Here is a 16329-nt window from a genome sequence, read left to right on the forward strand (position 1 = left end):
CATCGCTGCCCCGCGCAGTTCCCTGCATTGCCCGACCATGCCCGCCTTGCTCGATCTTCCGTCCGCCACCGAAGCAGCCGAAGCACCTGCCCAGGCCTTCGAAGTCCGCCGCCTCGACGCGCCCTTCGGCGCCGAGGTCGTGGGCCTGGACCTCGCCCATCCACTCAACGGTGCCGACTTCGCGCGCCTGCACCGCGCGCACCTGGACCACCATGTGCTGGTGCTGCGCGACCAGCGCATCACGCCGGCACAGCACGTGGCCTTCAGCCGCCGCTTCGGCCCGCTGCAGATCCACGTGCAGAAGAAGTTCCAGCTCGAAGGCCAGCCCGAGGTGCTGATCGTCTCCAACATCAAGGTCGATGGGCAGCCCATCGGCCTGGGCGATGCCGGCCACTACTGGCATTCCGATCTGTCGTACAAGGACAAGCCCAGCCTGGGCTCGCTGCTGCACGCGCAGGAGCTGCCGAACGAGGGCGGCGACACGCTCTTCGCCGACCAGCATGCGGCCTACGACGCCTTGCCCGAGCCCTTGAAGGCGCGGCTGGCCACGCTCACGGCCGAGCACAGCTACCTGGCCAAGTACGAGGAACTGCGCGCCCGCAGCCCCTGGCGCCCGGCGCTCACGCAGGCCCAGCTCGACGAGGTGAAGCCCGTGGTGCACCCCATCGTGCGCACCCACCCCGAGACCGACCGCAAGGCGCTGTTCGTCAGCGAACACTTCACGACGAAGATCGTCGGCCTGCCCGAGAACGAGAGCCGCGCGCTGCTGGAGCTGTTGTTCGCCGCGAGCACGAAGCCTGAGTTCCAGCTGCGCCACCGCTGGCTGCCGCACGACATCGTGTTCTGGGACAACCGCTCGGTGCTGCACCTGGCCGCCGGCACGCCCGACAGCGAGCGCCGCAAGCTCTACCGCACCACCATCGAGGGCGACGCGCCCTTCTGAATCCCCGCACCCGCGCTTTTCTGCTCACGCAGCGCCGTGGGCGGGCTTCGCTCACCCTGGAAATCCCCACACCATGCACCGCATCACCCGCCGCCTCGCCACCATCGCCACCGGCGCAGCACTGCTCGCCGGCAGCTTCGCCGCCCAGGCCGAGGGCCGCATCCGCATCGCCGAGCAGTTCGGCATCGTCTACCTGCTGCTCAACGTGGCGCAGGAGCAAAAGCTCATCGAGAAGCACGGCAAGGCCGCGGGCGTGGACATCCACGTCGAGTTCGTCAAGCTGTCGGGCGGTTCGGCCGTCAACGATGCGCTGCTGTCCGGGAACATCGAGGTGGCCGGCGCCGGCGTGGGCCCGCTGCTCACCATCTGGGACCGCACCAAAGGCCGCCAGAACGTCAAGGGCGTGGCCTCGCTCGGCAACTTCCCGTACTACCTGGTCAGCAACAACCCGGCCGTGAAGACGATCGCCGACTTCACCGACAAGGACCGCATCGCCGTGCCCGCGGTGGGTGTGTCGGTGCAATCGCGCGTGCTGCAGCTGGCGTCCGCCAAGCTGTGGGGCGACAAGGAATTCGCCAAGCTCGACAAGATCAGCGTGGCCGTGCCGCACCCGGACGCGGCCGCCGCCATCATCAAGGGCGGCACCGAGATCACGGGCCACTTCGGCAACCCGCCGTTCCAGGAACAGGAGCTGGCCGGCAACCCGAACGCGCGCATCGTGCTGAAGTCCTACGACGTGCTGGGCGGCCCCGCGTCGGCCACCGTGCTGTACGCCACCGAGAAGTTCCGCGCCGAGAACCCCAAGACCTACAAGGCCTTCACCGACGCGCTGGGCGAGGCCGCGCAGTTCATCACCGCCAACCCCGAGAAGGCGGCCGACATCTACCTCAAGGTCTCGGGCGGCAAGACCGACCGCGAACTGCTGCTCAGGATCATCAAGAACCCCGAGGTGCAGTTCACCACCGCGCCGCAGAACACCTACGCGCTGGCCGAGTTCATGCACCGCGTGGGCGCGATCAAGAACAAACCCGCATCGGCAAAGGACTACTTCTTCGACGACGCGCACAGCGCGCAGGCGAACTGAGCATGGCCGAGCTGGTGCTGCGCAATGCCGTCTCCGCCGCGCCGCTGCGCGGGCCGGGTGCCGTCGCGCAACCGCTGCGCGCCACGGTGCCGCAGCCGCTGCTGCAGGTCGACGGCGTGAGCCTCGAGTACCGCACGCCCGAGCGCGTGGTGCGCGCCACGCACCGCGTGGGCTTCGACGTGCACGCGGCCGAGCGCTACGTGCTGCTGGGCCCCTCGGGCTGCGGCAAGTCCACGCTGCTCAAGGCCATCGCCGGCTTCATCCCGCCGGTGGAAGGCGAGATCCGGCTCGACGGCCGGCGCGTGACGGCGCCCGGCCCCGACCGCATCGTCGTGTTCCAGGAATTCGACCAGCTGCCGCCCTGGAAGACCGTGCGCGAGAACGTGATGTTCCCGCTGCTGGCCTCGCGCACGCTGCCGCGCAAGGAAGCGAGCGAGCGCGCGCTGCACTACCTGGACAAGGTGGGCCTGTCCAAGTTCGCCGACGTGCATCCGCACCAGCTCTCGGGCGGCATGAAGCAGCGCGTGGCCATTGCCCGCGCGCTGGCCATGCAGCCGCGCGTGCTGCTCATGGACGAGCCCTTCGCCGCGCTCGACGCGCTGACGCGCCGCAAGATGCAGGAAGAGCTGCTGGCGCTGTGGGACGAGGTGCGCTTCACGCTGCTGTTCGTCACCCACTCCATCGAAGAGGCGCTGGTGGTGGGCAGCCGCATCGCGTTGCTGTCGCCGCACCCGGGGCGCATGCGCGCCGAGATCAACAGCCACGCGTTCGACCTGCACAGCACCGGCGGCGCCGAATTCCAGGCGACGGCGCAGCGCATCCACCACCTGTTGTTCGAGGAAGAGACGAGCGTATGAGCGCGCTGAATCCCCCTGTGCGGCCCGAGGCCGAATGGCAGCTGCAGCCCTACCTCGAGGGCAGCGTCGAACGCGCGCTGCCCCTGGGCACGCGGCTGTGGTCGCAAGCCTGGCTGCGCAAGGGCCTGATCCTCGCCGTGCTGGCGCTGCTGTGGGAGCTGCTCGCCCGCTGGCAGGACAACGACCTGCTGCTGCCCACCTTCAGCGCCACCATGCGTGCGCTGGTCGAGGGCTTCGCCAGTGGCGAGCTGCTGGCGCGCGTGGGCATCTCGCTGTCGGTGCTGCTGCAGGGCTATGTGGCCGGCGTGCTGCTGGCCTTCGCGCTGACGCTGCTGGCGGTGTCCACCCAGCTGGGCCGCGACCTGCTGTCCACGCTCACCTCGATGTTCAACCCGCTGCCGGCCATCGCGCTGCTGCCGCTGGCGCTGCTGTGGTTCGGCCTGGGCCGGGGCAGCCTGGTGTTCGTGCTGATCCATTCGGTGCTGTGGCCGCTGGCGCTCAACACCTTCGCGGGCTTCCAGGGCGTGCCCGAGACGCTGCGCATGGCCGGGCGCAACTACGGCCTCAAGGGACTGCGCTACGCGCTGCAGATCCTGGTGCCGGCCGCGCTGCCGGCCATCCTGTCGGGCCTGAAGATCGGCTGGGCCTTCGCCTGGCGCACGCTGATCGCGGCCGAGCTCGTGTTCGGTGCCAGTTCGGGGCAGGGCGGGCTGGGCTGGTACATCTTCCAGAACCGCAACGAGCTCTACACCGACAAGGTGTTCGCGGGCCTCGTCACCGTGGTGCTGATCGGGCTCGCGGTGGAGACGCTGGGCTTCGCCACGCTGGAACGCCTGACGGTGCGGCGCTGGGGCCAGCAGCGCTGAGCCTGGAAGAGCAGGCCAAGGTCGGATACAAGGGTGGTCACCAACACCGCCCCGTACCCGCACCATGACCGACCTCCAAGAACGCAGCCTTTCCCTCCTCGCCGGCCTGGGCGTGGACCGCACGCAGCTGGCCGCCGGGCCGCTGGCGGTTCGCTCGCCCGTGGACGGCAGCCTGCTGGCCGAGCTGGCCATCGCGGGCCCGGCCGAGGTGGCCAGTGCCATCGGCATGGCCCGCGCCGCCAGCCTGGCCTGGCGCGACGTGCCCGCCCCGCAGCGCGGCGAACTCGTGCGCCTGCTCGGCGAGGAACTGCGCGCGGCCAAGCCGCAGCTCGGCGAACTGGTCTCCATCGAGGCCGGCAAGATCGGGACCGAGGGCCTGGGCGAGGTGCAGGAGATGATCGACATCTGCGACTTCGCGGTCGGGCTGTCGCGCCAGCTGTACGGCCTGACCATCGCGTCCGAGCGGCCCGGCCACCGCATGATGGAGACCTGGCATCCGCTGGGCGTGGTGGGCGTCATCACCGCCTTCAACTTCCCGGTGGCGGTGTGGGCCTGGAACGCGGCGCTGGCGCTGGTCTGCGGCAATGCCGTGGTCTGGAAGCCGTCGGAGAAAACCCCGCTGACCGCGCTGGCCTGCCAGGCCATCTTCGCGCGTGCAGCACAGCGCTTTGGCCAGGCGCCCGCGCAGCTGAACCAGGTCGTCGTGGGTCTGCGCGACACGGGAGAGGCGCTGGTCGACGATGCACGCGTGGCGCTGGTCTCGGCCACGGGCAGCACGCGCATGGGCCGCGCTGTCGGCCCGCGCGTGGCGCAGCGTTTCGGCCGCTCGCTGCTGGAGCTGGGCGGCAACAACGCCGTCATCGTCACGCCCAGTGCCGACCTGGATCTCGCGGTGCGCGGCATCGCCTTCGCGGCCGTGGGCACGGCCGGGCAGCGCTGCACCAGCACGCGCCGGCTGATCGTGCACGCCAGCGTGAAGGATGCGCTGGTGGCGCGGCTCCAGGCCGCTTTCGCCAAGCTGCCGATCGGCAGCCCGCTGGAGGCGGGGACCCTGGTCGGCCCGCTGATCGACCGCCAGGCCTTCGAGGCCATGCAGGCCGCGCTGGTGGCGGCGCGTGCCGAGGGCGGCACCGTGACGGGCGGCGAGCGCGTGCTGGTGGCGGAGTTCCCGCAGGCCTTCTACGTGCGCCCGGCCATCGCCGAGATGCCCGCGCAGACCGCCACCGTGCGCCACGAGACCTTCGCGCCCATCCTCTACGTGCTGGCCTACGCCGACTTCGCCGACGCCATCGCGCTGCAGAACGGCGTGCCGCAGGGCCTGTCGTCGGCCATCTTCAGCAACGACCTGCGCGAGGCCGAGCGCTTCCTCTCGGCCAGCGGCTCGGACTGCGGCATCGCCAACGTCAACATCGGCACCTCGGGCGCGGAGATCGGCGGCGCCTTCGGCGGCGAGAAGGAGACCGGCGGCGGCCGCGAATCGGGCTCGGACGCCTGGCGAGCCTACATGCGGCGCGCCACCAACACCGTCAACTACTCGCGTGAACTTCCACTGGCGCAAGGGGTCAAGTTCGACGTGTGAACAGGGGGCACCGCCACGCTGGCACACTGGCCGCCGTCACACAACGGAGAAGCCTGTGAACCTGCGCCTGTCATTGCGCCGTGCAGCTGTATTGGCCGCCTGCGCCCTGTCCCTGTCCGCCGCGCAGGCCGCGCTCAAGCCGGGCGACGCGGCCCCGGGCTTCACCACCGAGGCCGCGCTGGGCGGCAAGGCCTTCCGCTTCCAGCTCAGCGAGGCGCTGGCCAAGGGCCCGGTGGTGCTGTATTTCTTTCCCAAGGCCTTCACGCAGGGCTGCACGGTGGAGGCGCACCTGTTCGCCGAGGCCAGCGACCGCTTCACCGCGCTGGGGGCCACCGTGGTCGGTGTGTCGGCCGACAGCATCGACACGCTCAAGCGCTTCTCGGTCGAGGCCTGCCGCGACAAGTTCGCCGTGGCCGGCGCCAGTGCCAAGACCATCGAGGCCTACGACGCACGCTCGGCATGGCGCGCCGACATGGCCGACCGCATCTCCTACGTGATCGGCAAGGACGGCAGGATCGTCTTCACGCACCACGGATCCGACCCCGAGGCGCATGTGACGCGCACGCTGCAGGCCGTCGAGCAGCTGGCCAAGCCCGTGCGCTGATCAGCGTGCGGCCAGCAGGGGCGCAGTGCGGCGCGGGCGAGGCGCGGCGCGCTCTGCAACACATGGCGCTGCCGGCTCCAAAGCGCGCAGCAGCTCCAGCCCCTGCGGCCAGGCCCCGTGGCCCGATTCCACATTGATGTGCCCCGCATCGGGCAGCCGCACGAGCTGGCTGCCCCAGGCGCGCGCGTAGGCGCCGGCCAGCCGCACGGGGCAATACGGATCGTTGGTGCTGGCCACCAGCGTGCTGCGGAACGGCAGCCGCGCATGCGGCACGGGCGCGAAGTCCACCAGCACGGCACGGCGCTCGGGATCGGCCGGCGCCACCAGCAGCGCGCCATGCACGCGGGCCTGGGCCTCGGCTGGCAGGTGCGACACGACGATGCAGCCCAGGCTGTGCGCCACCAACAGCACCGGGTCGGGCCGGGCCAGGATGGCCCGCACGGTGGTCTCCAGCCAGGCCGCGCGCCGGGGTGCGACCCAGTCGTCCTGCTGCACGCGGGTGACGTCGGGCAGTTGCGATTCCCACAGGCTTTGCCAGTGGCCGGGGCCGGAGTTGCGCCAGCCCGGGATGATCAATGTGCGCATGCGGCGTTGTCGTCCAGAAGAGGGAGCGCGCCATTCTGGAAGCCGCGCCGCACAGCACCAACGAAACTTTTCGAGGAAGCTTAGACGCGTGCGCGGCGGCTGCGCGCAGGAATGGCCGGTGCCGCAGGCCAGTGCCCGGGCGTGGCGAACCAATCGACCAGAAAGTCCAGCAGCGCGCGCAGCACCGGTGGCACCCGGCGCTGCGGCTGGTACAGCGCATGCACGCCCAGGCTCTGCGGCACCCAAAGCGGCAGCAGGGCCTGCAGCCGCCCGGCCGCCAGCAGCGGGGCTGCGGCATAGACCGGCTGCAGCGTGATGCCCACGCCCTGCGCCGCGGCCGCCAGCAGCACCTGGGTTTCGTTGGCGCTGAGCGGGCCGCCCACGGGCACGCCGACGGGCCGGCCCTGTGCATCGGCGAACTCCCAGACGCTGCGGCCGAAGTAGGAGTAGGTCAGGCAGCGGTGCGCGGCCAGGTCCTCGGGCCGCAGCGGCGTGCCGTGGCGGGCCAGGTAGTCGGGCGAGGCGCAGACCACCGAGGCGCAGTCGGCCAGGCGGCGCGCGACCAGGCCCGGCTCCAGCTGGTTGCTGATGCGGATGGCCAGGTCCACGCGCTCTTCGACCAGGTTCACGGCGCGCGAATCCACGCGGAAGTCGATGGCTGCCAGCGGATGGCGCTGCAGGAACACCGCCGCCGCAGGCGCCAGCACCTCCTGTGCGAGCGACTGCGCACAGGCCAGGCGCAGCAGGCCGCGCACCGGGTCGGCCTGGCGTTCGTCCTCGGCCACGCGGGGCAGTTCGCGCGCCACCTCCAGCAACTGGCGGCTGTGGGCCAGCGCCTGTTCTCCGGCGTTCGTGAGGCTGAGGCGGCGCGTGGTCCGGTGCAGCAGCCGCGTGCCGGCCCATTGCTCCATCTGCGCGAGGTAGCGCGTGACCATGGCGCGCGACATGTCCAGCGCCGTGGCCGCCGCCGCCATGCTGCCGCGCTCGGCGATCTGGACGATGGTTCCGTGCAAATAAGTCCTTGGGGGGTGCCTCTCGTAAGTCATTGATTTTTAACAACCCAGTTCGTAGGTCGCAAATCGCGGACAAATCATGTCGTTGGCTGTGGAGGCGCTGGCAAGGAAGCAGGCTTACAAATATGTCCTTGGCAACTGAAAAAAGCCGGGTCGGGGGCGACAAATAGTCCTTGGCTCCAAGCGCACAAGCCACCCCTCCAGAGCAGCCCGACGCCTACCCTAAGCTTGCTCACGCTAGCGTGGAGGAGGGGCGAACAGGTCGGCCATGCTTACGTTTAGCGCCTTTGCTAGCGCTTCGACGTTGTCGAGCGAAATGTTACGAGCGCGACGTTCAACATGTGCCACAAACGTCCGATGGAGCTGCGCTTCAAACGCCAATGCTTCTTGACTTAAGCCGCGCGCGCGACGCAGCGAGAGTAGATTCAGCGCAAGCAGCTCGCGCGCGGAGAGTTCTGGCAGTCGTGTTTTCACACTGTCAGTTTCCTTTCCGCTGCTTTTACGTCAGCCGCTTATGAGTCACATTCGCGCATTTGCCGGAGCGCATACACGCCTACCGCTTAGGTGCTCAGTACCTTGCTTCTGCGCTACATTTGCCGCATGAAGTCGTCCAGGCGAACTGCCGTTCGTGTAGAACCGCTCCGTGCAGCCGAGTTTGTACCCGGGCTAGGCAAAGAGGAAACTATCAGCACCTTCGCTGTCGATGCGGTCCGTTGTCCGGCGGACTTCCGCCAGGGGCAATCGGAATTCCACATGCGGGGTGAAGCGGCATGGCGGGAGTACTTGCATACCGGCATCGCTCACCCGCTGCGCGAGGTGGCTGGCCGGATTCAGGCGCGTATTGACGCTCGCCGCAGAGAAATCCAAAGCGACAGCAGGTGACGGACTTCCGGAGACCAGCTGCACTCCTCCCCGACCGTGAGCGCGGTGACCGCTGAAGTGCTGGGTGCCCACATCACAGGTCCTACTTCACATCACCGTACGTCGCTGCATTACACGAGACCGTCTTCAGGCGAGCAACTTCTTGCCCAGTCCCAGCCCGCCGTGAGCGCGGTCCCACGGCGCCACGCTTCCCCCAAACCTTTCTGCGAGAAATTCGATGAGCAAGCGCAAAGGGTGGGGCTGGTGCCTTCGGGAGAGGTAAACCGCCTGAACGCCCATCGGTTCTAACGTGAACTCGGGCAGGATGACGCACAGCGTTCCCGTCGCGATGTCATCCGCAACGTAGTACGTCGGTAGCATTGCAATCCCCGCGCCGGCCAACACTGCAGCGCGCACGACGGACGTCTCATTGGCAGTAAGGCTTGCGCGTACGTCAACTGCTATTACGTCGCCGCCTGACTTGAGATGGTAGGTAGGTTCGAAGCCAGTGCTGTTAACTATGCATTGATGCGTCTTCAAGTCGGAGGGCACCTTCGGTTCCCCAGCCAGTTCGACATAGGCTGGCGACGCGCACAGAAGCGAGTGGCACGTTGCTAAGCGTCTGGCGACCAGCCCTTCGTCCACACGGTTGCTAATCCGCACGGCAAGGTCAATTCGGTCTTCGACGAGGTCAACGGTCCTGTCCGTCGTCACGAGGTCGACTGCCACCTTGGGATGAAGCCGCTGAAACTCAACTACAGCCGCGGTCAGCTGTGCCTCCGCAAAAGACGGCGATGAGGTCACACGCAACCGTCCTTGCACCTCACCAGCCTGGCTCGCATTTGCCTTGACCTCGTCAGAAAGCTCCACCATGTCACGACACCGCTGCAGCGCCTGTTCACCTGCGTCCGTGAGCGACAGCTTGCGTGTCGTGCGATGTAAAAGCCTGACACCAAGCCATTCCTCCAGGCTCTCGAGATAGCGACTTGTCATTGCTCGAGAAATATCCAGCGCCGCCGACGCCGCGCTTAGGCTGCCCCGGTCAGCGATTTGCACAAACACTCGCATCGACATCAACCGGTCCATGGCTGCTTCAGTCTGGTAGACAACTATTTACTCCAGACGTAGTTTATGTCTCCAAGACACGGCGTGTCGGGCCAGCGCATCCTGGTCCATCGCGACGCGCACGCTCAGCAGGAGAAAATTTCAAGGCGCTTTGCGCGTTAAGTGGTGACGCTCGCTCGCGCCATGAGCCAGCGGGCTGCCAGACTGACCCACCGAAGTCCCAGACAACCCGCGCAGTTGTTCACCCTGGCTGTCGCCGCGTAACCTCATCAAAAGCTGCCGCGCAAAGCGCTCAAAACTGGCGGCTATCTGGTCCGCCCGGCGTCAATCCATCGCTGCGTCATTCCTCGCGCGAGGTTGTAGCGCGCACAGTTGTACTGCTCGAGGTGGTCCAGTTCGGTGTTCGCGATGGAGCGCAAGGCCGCCAGGTCAGCGGCGTCCACGGGTACCTCCGAAAATGCGTCTTCTAGCGTTTGACCGTGGAAGACAACGCACTGCATGAGTTCGTTCAATGCCTGTCGGTACCGTACTCGAAGCGGGTCGGGTACGGCCAGTGAGGCGCGCAACACGCTGTACTTTTGAATCGAGCAACGGTAGATGAACTCGAACAATTCCACCGCAGCGGTGACGTTGCGTTGTTCGTAGACGCCGAGCATGGCTGTCGCATAGTCCGCCCTCTCCACGTCCAGAAAGGACAACGGCGCGCAGTTGTACAGCATGAGCGGCATGTTGGCGCTCAGACGGCTGGTCCGTTTGTTGCCATCCGCAAAGGGTTGCAGGTAGGCCAGGTTGACCCACAGGAAGAATGCGGCCTCGACTGGGTTGCGGATGTGGAGGACCTTGTCGACGGTGGTCTTCAGCGCTTCTTCCAAGAGCGTCGGAACGTTGCTTGGGGGGGAATAGACCGAACCGTCAATGTTCACCACGCGCCGGCGGATGCTGCCGATGTCCCGCGAGTCTCTCAGGAGGTCCTTCATCAACTTGGCCTGCAGGTCGACGACCACGGGCACCGTGATGCCCTCAGTCGGCACAGCGTCAACCATGAACTCGATGGCGTCCCTGTGATTGAGCAGCATCAGGGCATCTTCATCGAGAGGGCCGCCTTGCTCCCCGAGCTCGAAGAGTTGCTTGGTGTCGAGCAAGCTCTTTTTGTTGCCCTCAAGGCGTGATGACGACCAGGACAGGTCGATGAGCAACTGCTCCAGCACCTCGCGGGCGTAGGTTCCCGCAGGTTGCTGGTCCCGGCTACGGCCCGCGTTGAGCAAGTCCGTCGCCAGCGCTGGCGGCAGCAAGCTGGACTTGTTCGGAACGTAGTTGCCTACAAAACTGATTTCATAGCCCACACGGGTGCGCTCATCTGCAGTCGTCATCGGCGTCTTCAATGCAAAGACGCAAATCTGCAACTATCGGAGGTTTGCGTCGGCGCAAAGCGAGTTGCTCAGCTGCCGCCGGGCCTGACTGGAAGAGCCGACATCATGACGCCTCCTGCTTGCTGACAGTTGGCGGCGCGTCAGTCGCTTCCAAGTGCTGAGCCCAGACAGCGCGGGTTACATCGGTCCACGCCGTGACTGAGTACAAGTCAGCCCACTTAGCCCAAACGTACTCCGCGTTCAAATTGATACTAGGTGGGCCGCGTAAGGTGTAGACACGACCAGTGCACGTGACAGCTCGCATAGCGCTGGGGTCGAACTGCTGAAGGGCCGAGCTGACGCGACCGGCGCAATTCTCGGTGCAGTGGCCAACTAGATGGCGGTCGCCATCGGCTAGCTCGAGAACTCTCCAGCGCTCCAGCGTCAGTGTGCTTTGCTCTTCGACCGGCTTTGTACGCCAGACTGGCATGTTTGTCTCCTTGAAGTTCGCCAACTAGCTTGGCATTCGCAGCGGAGTCGAGAATGCAACTGCAAAGAAGGCTTGGTACGTTCCCCGTGCGAGTACACACAGCAGACCCAGGCGCTGAAACTGCTCAAGGAGCGCATGCGTGAGTTAAGCGGGGGCCGTCATCGGGGAGCGTTGCTACGCTGTCGACGCCTTGCGTCCACTTCGGTGCGGTCCTCTCGGGCCGCGCGCCCGCCGACATCCGTCTACCGAACAGCAACCTTGCCATCGACAAAGTTTCGGATGCGTCGTATGCTGTGTTTGAGTCAACGCTATTTGTGTCACAGTGACATTGTGGTCCCGTACCGTCTTCTGTGCAACTCGTCGTGTTTCTGTCAGGAGCCGTAATGCATGAAGTGCCTGGAGGCGACGTTCCCCCGGATTTCCCCAGGGGAGAATTGGGAGCGGTGGCAGGTGCTCAGCCGAAACTGCTATTGCGGCGAACGGAGGCTGGGGTGCTCAGCAGCGAGTTGTCAGAGAACGAGCTAGCTGCCCGATTTGCATTCTGCGATGACCTCTGCGGACAGCTAGTGGCGTACTGCGAACGAAAGGCCGGCGAGAACCCTCTCCGAGAGCAGAGCGATGTCGTGAGGCGCGTCGCCCGCAGCAAACAGCTCAACGACTTTTGTTCGCGGGCCGAAGCCCAGTGGATTCTCAAGCGAATGGTCGCTCAACTAGGATGGTTGCTGCCGTCGGATGTGCGGTGAGGTGCACATGTCATGGAGAGCATGGTCTTGAACGCAACTTTGACCGCAGAGGATGTTCTTCGCCGTATCACTACGCCGATGACTACAGCCGAGCCGGAGGCAATGGTGTACGCACAGTACGGAACTGCCCGCGAGAACGTCAGTAGCGACGAGGCTGTAGCTTCGGAGCGCGGCCGGGACTTGCTTGCCCGCGGGCCTCGAGTCGGTAGCAAGGCTGCGAAGTGAAACGCGTTGCTGAAACCCAGGTTCCTGCTTCAAGCCAGAGCAGCCCGACGCAAACAGTACGGATGCCGCGCGGCCGGAACCCTGCGATGGACGAACTGCTTCGGAGGGTGAACGGCAGCAAGCGATATCGCTTTGTTGAGATTGAAGCGCGTCTTGCAGAAGGGTGCGGCCGCGGGGTTGATGGCACGAGGCAGCCTAAAGGGCTACCTCAAAATGGAGTTGCTGATGACGACGAGTGATGCGAAGGCGCAAGCTAGTTCCCGGCCTTCGCGAACTAGCGAACACATCCAGCGGCGCTGCTCGAACATACTCTCCAGCGACCCGACATGCCGAGCCATTGAAATGGCCTTTCTTCAGCGGCTTGTGAGCATGGTTGATAAAGCGCGGCCACGCAAATTCCGACTTTTTGCCGACAAGGCTGAGGCAGCCGTGGAGGACACACTGGCGCAACTGCGGCACCCTGTTTTCGAGCAGTTGGCGGATGAACTGGAAAAGTCGCTCTGTAAGGGGTCGCCGGCGGGCGTCGGCACGCTCAGGCCCCAGCAAAGTCGGTAATGTCGCCCACGTGTATCGCCGTGCGGTCGGACTTGACGACTCCGCTGAGCCTGGATGAGCTAAGCAGGATGTGGAGTCGTGCTTGCTTTGACCCATGTAGTCCGCAGCGATTTGAAATGTCCGAGCACGGCGAGCTCCTTTGGGTTCCAGACATGGCAAACAGACAGCGGACTGTCGTTGCGTGGCTTTGTGAAACTTTGGTTTCTGCGCTCAACGGTGGACGAGCTTTCACCAATCTCGCGGTTCTAACTGACCACGCCGGCGTTCGAGTGCCTGACGTCGCTTGGCTACCCGCGCAGAGCGTGGATGACGCAATTACAGATGAGCCGATGCGCAAGTGCCCCCCGCTCATTGCGGAGGTTTCTCTACCAGGCAGCCATCTCGTAGCGATGAATCGAAGAGTCGCGGCGTATTTAGACGCGGGCGCTCGTCAGGTGCTCGTCATCGACGTTTCAGGATTGGTCAGGAGCTATCCACCCGGCGCGGGCTTGCTTCCGCCTGACATCGTGCGGCCGCCTCCGCACATGTTCGAGTCTCGTTCTTAAAGGAATGCCGCGCACGCGGCAAGGGAGCTGCCAATGACAACGCCTGTCCGTTCTGCAGGCGCTCGGAACCAGCGCGAAGTGCGGGCAGTAGCGAGATGTCGGAAATCAGCTAACCAAGCCCCGCCGGCCATCGCACTTTGTCGCTTATCAGCTAACGAGAGCCCAGATTTGTCGCAAACCAGCTAATGAGCACCACAAGTTGTTGCATGCCGGTACTCCCAGGCACCTCCTAGGCAGCGCCAGCTCGGGAGGGGCGGGGGAGGGCGCCTTCCTGAACTTCGGTAGGTCGAACTTGAGGGAGCTTTTTGGTCGCGGAGGCGGATGAACACGGCGAGGCAGCCTGGCTACGACGGTGAGCTCTCAAGCTTTCAGTTCTTTTCTAGTAGGGCCGCCGGTTCAATGCGTTGCTTTGACGCTTTCCGCCACGTCCTGTGGAGGGTCGCTTGGGTCAATCTCACTCATCAATTGTTCGGAATCTGTTCCAATCTCCATAAAAATTTGATTCTGGCGTCGTGCCAATGCCTGTGGTGGAACAATTTCACGGAAACCCGGCTGAAACAGCGCTCGCCACTAGCGACCTACCCTGTGGTTAGAAGTACTCGAGCTGTCCAAAGCCCATCTCGACTTAGCGTGGGTCGCATGGACCATCGGCGGCGGACCGCGCTCATGACCCCGCGTCCTCAAGCTTGCGGGCAACTTTCCCCAACAGGCCGGTTAGTTGCTTTCGTTCCAGTGCTGATAGGTTGCCGTACAGACTGGCAGTCCAAAGGCCGTACTGCTCAAACGTAGTCTTTGCAACACGCCTTCCTTTATCGGTGAGTTGAACGCGCAGGGCACGACGGTCGTTTGAATCGGCGTTTCGCTCTATGAGCTCTTCGCGTTCAAGGCCATCTAGCAGGCCCGAGACTGTCCCACGAGTAACGCCCGCTTGTTCGGCTAACGTATTCGGTGCAAGTCCGTAGGTTGATGCATCGAGCAGCTGCAGCAAGACGAATCGTCCCTCGGACAGGCCCTGCGGCGCCAAGAGGCCTGCGCACTTGCGGTCGATACCCATGGCAAGCGAGAGAGTCTGAAAGCAAAGGCGTACACCGTCCACGTCCGGCATTCCGAGTTGCTCGGCCTGCTGCAGCAGGGCGTTGTAACTTCGCTTCTAGGTTCATGATGTAGTGGCGAGCATTTCGGCGCCGAACCATTGCGGCGCTCTCGTGCTGAAATCCGATGATGTCTGCGGCGGCATCGCACCTCGCTCGGACGGGCTCCGGCCGGTTGAAACGGCGCCAATGAAGCCCTACCGGCAAAGTGGGAGAGCTCGACTCGTCCGCAGGAACACATTGAGGCTCAGGAATTTTCCTCGGTTGTACCTGCGCAGATTATTGAACCCGTGTCTCGACACGCTCTACCTCTCGGCTGCAGTAGGTCTCAGGTCGTTGTGCGCACTCCATGGACCTTCTTCATATGCCTGGGTAACTTGAGCAGCCCAACCAGTACTCCGCAGTGCTCGCAATGAACACGTTCCACGCGCCGAATGGCAAGGACCGCGAACTTGAACGTTGCGGCCTCCAGTGGATAGATGACCATCGCAGCCTCATCGAGCAGGCACAGCTTCGAGAGCAGAAAACCAGCGTTGTGCTTGACCGTCAGGACGTAGGTCAGGGTTTCGCCGGACTCCATCGTGACCTCGGTCGAATGCCTCGAGAACTCGACTCTCGTAGAGCGGATGACCCCGAGCGCGAGGCGTTCGTCTGTTCCTTCAGCTCGGGCTGTCGAATCACGGAAGTCGACCTGATACTCCGCGGCAAGGCTTCGCGCCCTCGATGCTGGCGTGTGGACATCGAAGCACCCGTGCTTCTGCCAAGGCGGTCCGAGTGGCGCGTCGAGCCAGACGCTACCACCGTTGTGACGGACAAAGAAGACCGCTTCCTGGCACACAGGGCACTTCGTCTGGAAGCAGCTGCTTTCCTGGCAGACGCTATGGCCGGAGAAGTCGACCACGGCAGAAGAAGAGCTGCCGCATCCTCCGTGGAGATGCAGAGGAATACATTGACCACCGATGTAGCGAAACTCAACTGGATTGCCGCAACGACTGCACAGACTCATCTGTCCTCCCTGCATCATGGGGTGGGCTGCTTTCGACCGCCGGAGAACTCCGAACTGCATCTTTCCTGAGGCGTACGAACGCGTTTCGAGCCCGACTTGTCATCAGCGGCTCTGTTTTACCTTCATTCTCTGATAGCCTCGGCTACCCGCAGTTCGTTGTTGGCACGAGGACCGACTCCTTCACGCCCGCTGCATCGACTGTTGGAAAGCGAAGGAGTGGAACTATGCCCAGAAGAATGTCCCTCGAGTCTATCGAGGCTCAAATTCAAGCCCTGCAGCAGAAGGCAGCGGCCATCAAGTCTGCCGAAGTGGAAGGCGTCATTGGTCGAATCAAAGTGGCTATCGCCCACTACGGTCTGACTGCTCAGGATTTGGGCCTTAGTGCTTCGCATGGCCGCAAAGTGGCCGTCCGTTCAAGTGGCGTCGCTGAAAAGTCCAAGGTCGCAAGTGCGACGGGTAAGCGGCGCGTTGTTAAGGTTAAAGCTAAGTCCGCGTCCGTCGCGAAGTACACAGATGGTCAGGGCAACAGCTGGAGCGGGCATGGGAAGAGACCGAACTGGTTCAAGGCTGCCCTGGAAGCTGGCAAGAAGCCTGAAGAGTTGCTGGTCCAGCAAGGCGACGCGCACGAGAGCTTACCCAGCTGATTCGATGTTTCTCGCGGAACGCCTTCCCTGGCCGTAGGCACCGCGAGCATTGGTCATTTTGGGGTAGCTGATGGCGGAGTGTGAGCCGCCCTGTGGCGTCTGCAGGGGGGCAGAAGCACATGTCTCGGGTCCGTCACAACGATGCAAGTCAGAGCCGCACGCCCGACTTCCAAACGGTCTAGTCGTCGGAGAATTGACAGCGGAGCCTAGAGTTCCGCTTCTTG

Annotated in this window: 16 protein-coding genes; 9 read left to right on the forward strand and 7 right to left on the reverse strand. The window is 64.5% G+C overall.

All coding sequences use genetic code 11. From position 1 onward, the window contains the following. The first annotated feature begins 37 nt into the window (after nt 1-37). The 6 genes from DES41_RS20935 to DES41_RS20960 all read left to right on the forward strand — a co-directional run bounded on the left by DES41_RS20935 (nt 38) and on the right by DES41_RS20960 (nt 5933). Entirely contained in the window at nt 38-943 is a 906-nt protein-coding gene (locus tag DES41_RS20935; RefSeq protein WP_114469614.1) for a TauD/TfdA dioxygenase family protein, read from the forward strand. A gap of 73 nt (nt 944-1016) precedes the next feature. After that, on the forward strand, nt 1017-2027 hold the full coding sequence (locus DES41_RS20940) for an ABC transporter substrate-binding protein (RefSeq protein WP_114469615.1): 1011 nt from the start codon (nt 1017-1019) through the stop codon (nt 2025-2027). A 2-nt stretch (nt 2028-2029) separates the two neighbouring features. Then, nucleotides 2030-2884 (forward strand): ABC transporter ATP-binding protein, encoded by an 855-nt coding sequence (locus tag DES41_RS20945; protein WP_114469616.1) that lies wholly within the window; start codon nt 2030-2032, stop codon nt 2882-2884. Beyond that, entirely contained in the window at nt 2881-3750 is an 870-nt protein-coding gene (locus tag DES41_RS20950; RefSeq protein ID WP_114469617.1) for an ABC transporter permease, read from the forward strand. Before DES41_RS20945 ends, DES41_RS20950 begins: the two co-directional genes overlap by 4 nt. A 64-nt stretch (nt 3751-3814) precedes the next feature. Beyond that, on the forward strand, nt 3815-5329 hold the full coding sequence (gene amaB, locus DES41_RS20955) for an L-piperidine-6-carboxylate dehydrogenase (RefSeq protein WP_114469618.1): 1515 nt from the start codon (nt 3815-3817) through the stop codon (nt 5327-5329). A 55-nt stretch (nt 5330-5384) separates the two neighbouring features. Beyond that, the gene (locus DES41_RS20960; protein WP_425466378.1) at nt 5385-5933 is read left to right on the forward strand and encodes a peroxiredoxin; all 549 of its coding nucleotides are present in this window, start codon (nt 5385-5387) and stop codon (nt 5931-5933) included. On the opposite strand, the gene DES41_RS20965 is transcribed toward DES41_RS20960, so the two are convergent. The 5 genes from DES41_RS20965 to DES41_RS20985 all read right to left on the reverse strand — a co-directional run bounded on the left by DES41_RS20965 (nt 5934) and on the right by DES41_RS20985 (nt 10827). Next, nucleotides 5934-6518 (reverse strand): RBBP9/YdeN family alpha/beta hydrolase, encoded by a 585-nt coding sequence (locus DES41_RS20965; RefSeq protein WP_114469619.1) that lies wholly within the window; start codon nt 6516-6518, stop codon nt 5934-5936. A gap of 80 nt (nt 6519-6598) precedes the next feature. Beyond that, nucleotides 6599-7531: a LysR family transcriptional regulator gene (locus DES41_RS20970; RefSeq protein ID WP_281277221.1), complete on the reverse strand. Its 933-nt coding sequence runs from the start codon at nt 7529-7531 to the stop codon at nt 6599-6601. 237 nt (nt 7532-7768) lie between these two features. Continuing rightward, nucleotides 7769-8005, reverse strand: coding sequence for a helix-turn-helix domain-containing protein (locus DES41_RS20975; protein WP_211333028.1), 237 nt, complete (start codon nt 8003-8005; stop codon nt 7769-7771). Between the two features lie 534 nt (nt 8006-8539). Then, nucleotides 8540-9478, reverse strand: coding sequence for a LysR family transcriptional regulator (locus tag DES41_RS20980; RefSeq protein WP_114469621.1), 939 nt, complete (start codon nt 9476-9478; stop codon nt 8540-8542). A 284-nt stretch (nt 9479-9762) separates the two neighbouring features. After that, nucleotides 9763-10827 (reverse strand): Fic family protein, encoded by a 1065-nt coding sequence (locus DES41_RS20985; RefSeq protein WP_114469622.1) that lies wholly within the window; start codon nt 10825-10827, stop codon nt 9763-9765. 1662 nt (nt 10828-12489) lie between these two features. On the opposite strand from DES41_RS20985, the gene DES41_RS20990 reads away from it, so the two are divergent. Both DES41_RS20990 and DES41_RS39835 read left to right on the forward strand, forming a co-directional pair. Next, nucleotides 12490-12819: a hypothetical protein gene (locus DES41_RS20990; RefSeq protein ID WP_170168243.1), complete on the forward strand. Its 330-nt coding sequence runs from the start codon at nt 12490-12492 to the stop codon at nt 12817-12819. Between the two features lie 116 nt (nt 12820-12935). After that, nucleotides 12936-13364, forward strand: a complete 429-nt coding sequence (locus DES41_RS39835) for a Uma2 family endonuclease (protein ID WP_170168244.1) — start codon at nt 12936-12938, stop codon at nt 13362-13364. 664 nt (nt 13365-14028) lie between these two features. Here the strand turns inward: DES41_RS39835 and DES41_RS21000 are convergent. Further along, nucleotides 14029-14469 (reverse strand): MarR family winged helix-turn-helix transcriptional regulator, encoded by a 441-nt coding sequence (locus tag DES41_RS21000; RefSeq protein ID WP_114469625.1) that lies wholly within the window; start codon nt 14467-14469, stop codon nt 14029-14031. Nucleotides 14470-14783: 314 nt separating this feature from the next. Further along, on the reverse strand, nt 14784-15479 hold the full coding sequence (locus DES41_RS21005; RefSeq protein ID WP_147282908.1) for a hypothetical protein: 696 nt from the start codon (nt 15477-15479) through the stop codon (nt 14784-14786). A gap of 218 nt (nt 15480-15697) precedes the next feature. On the opposite strand from DES41_RS21005, the gene DES41_RS21010 reads away from it, so the two are divergent. Further along, nucleotides 15698-16105 (forward strand): H-NS histone family protein, encoded by a 408-nt coding sequence (locus DES41_RS21010; protein WP_211333029.1) that lies wholly within the window; start codon nt 15698-15700, stop codon nt 16103-16105. The last annotated feature ends 224 nt before the right edge of the window (nt 16106-16329 follow it).

The organism is Pseudorhodoferax soli (assembly GCF_003337555.1).
Classification (GTDB): domain Bacteria; phylum Pseudomonadota; class Gammaproteobacteria; order Burkholderiales; family Burkholderiaceae_C; genus Pseudorhodoferax; species Pseudorhodoferax soli.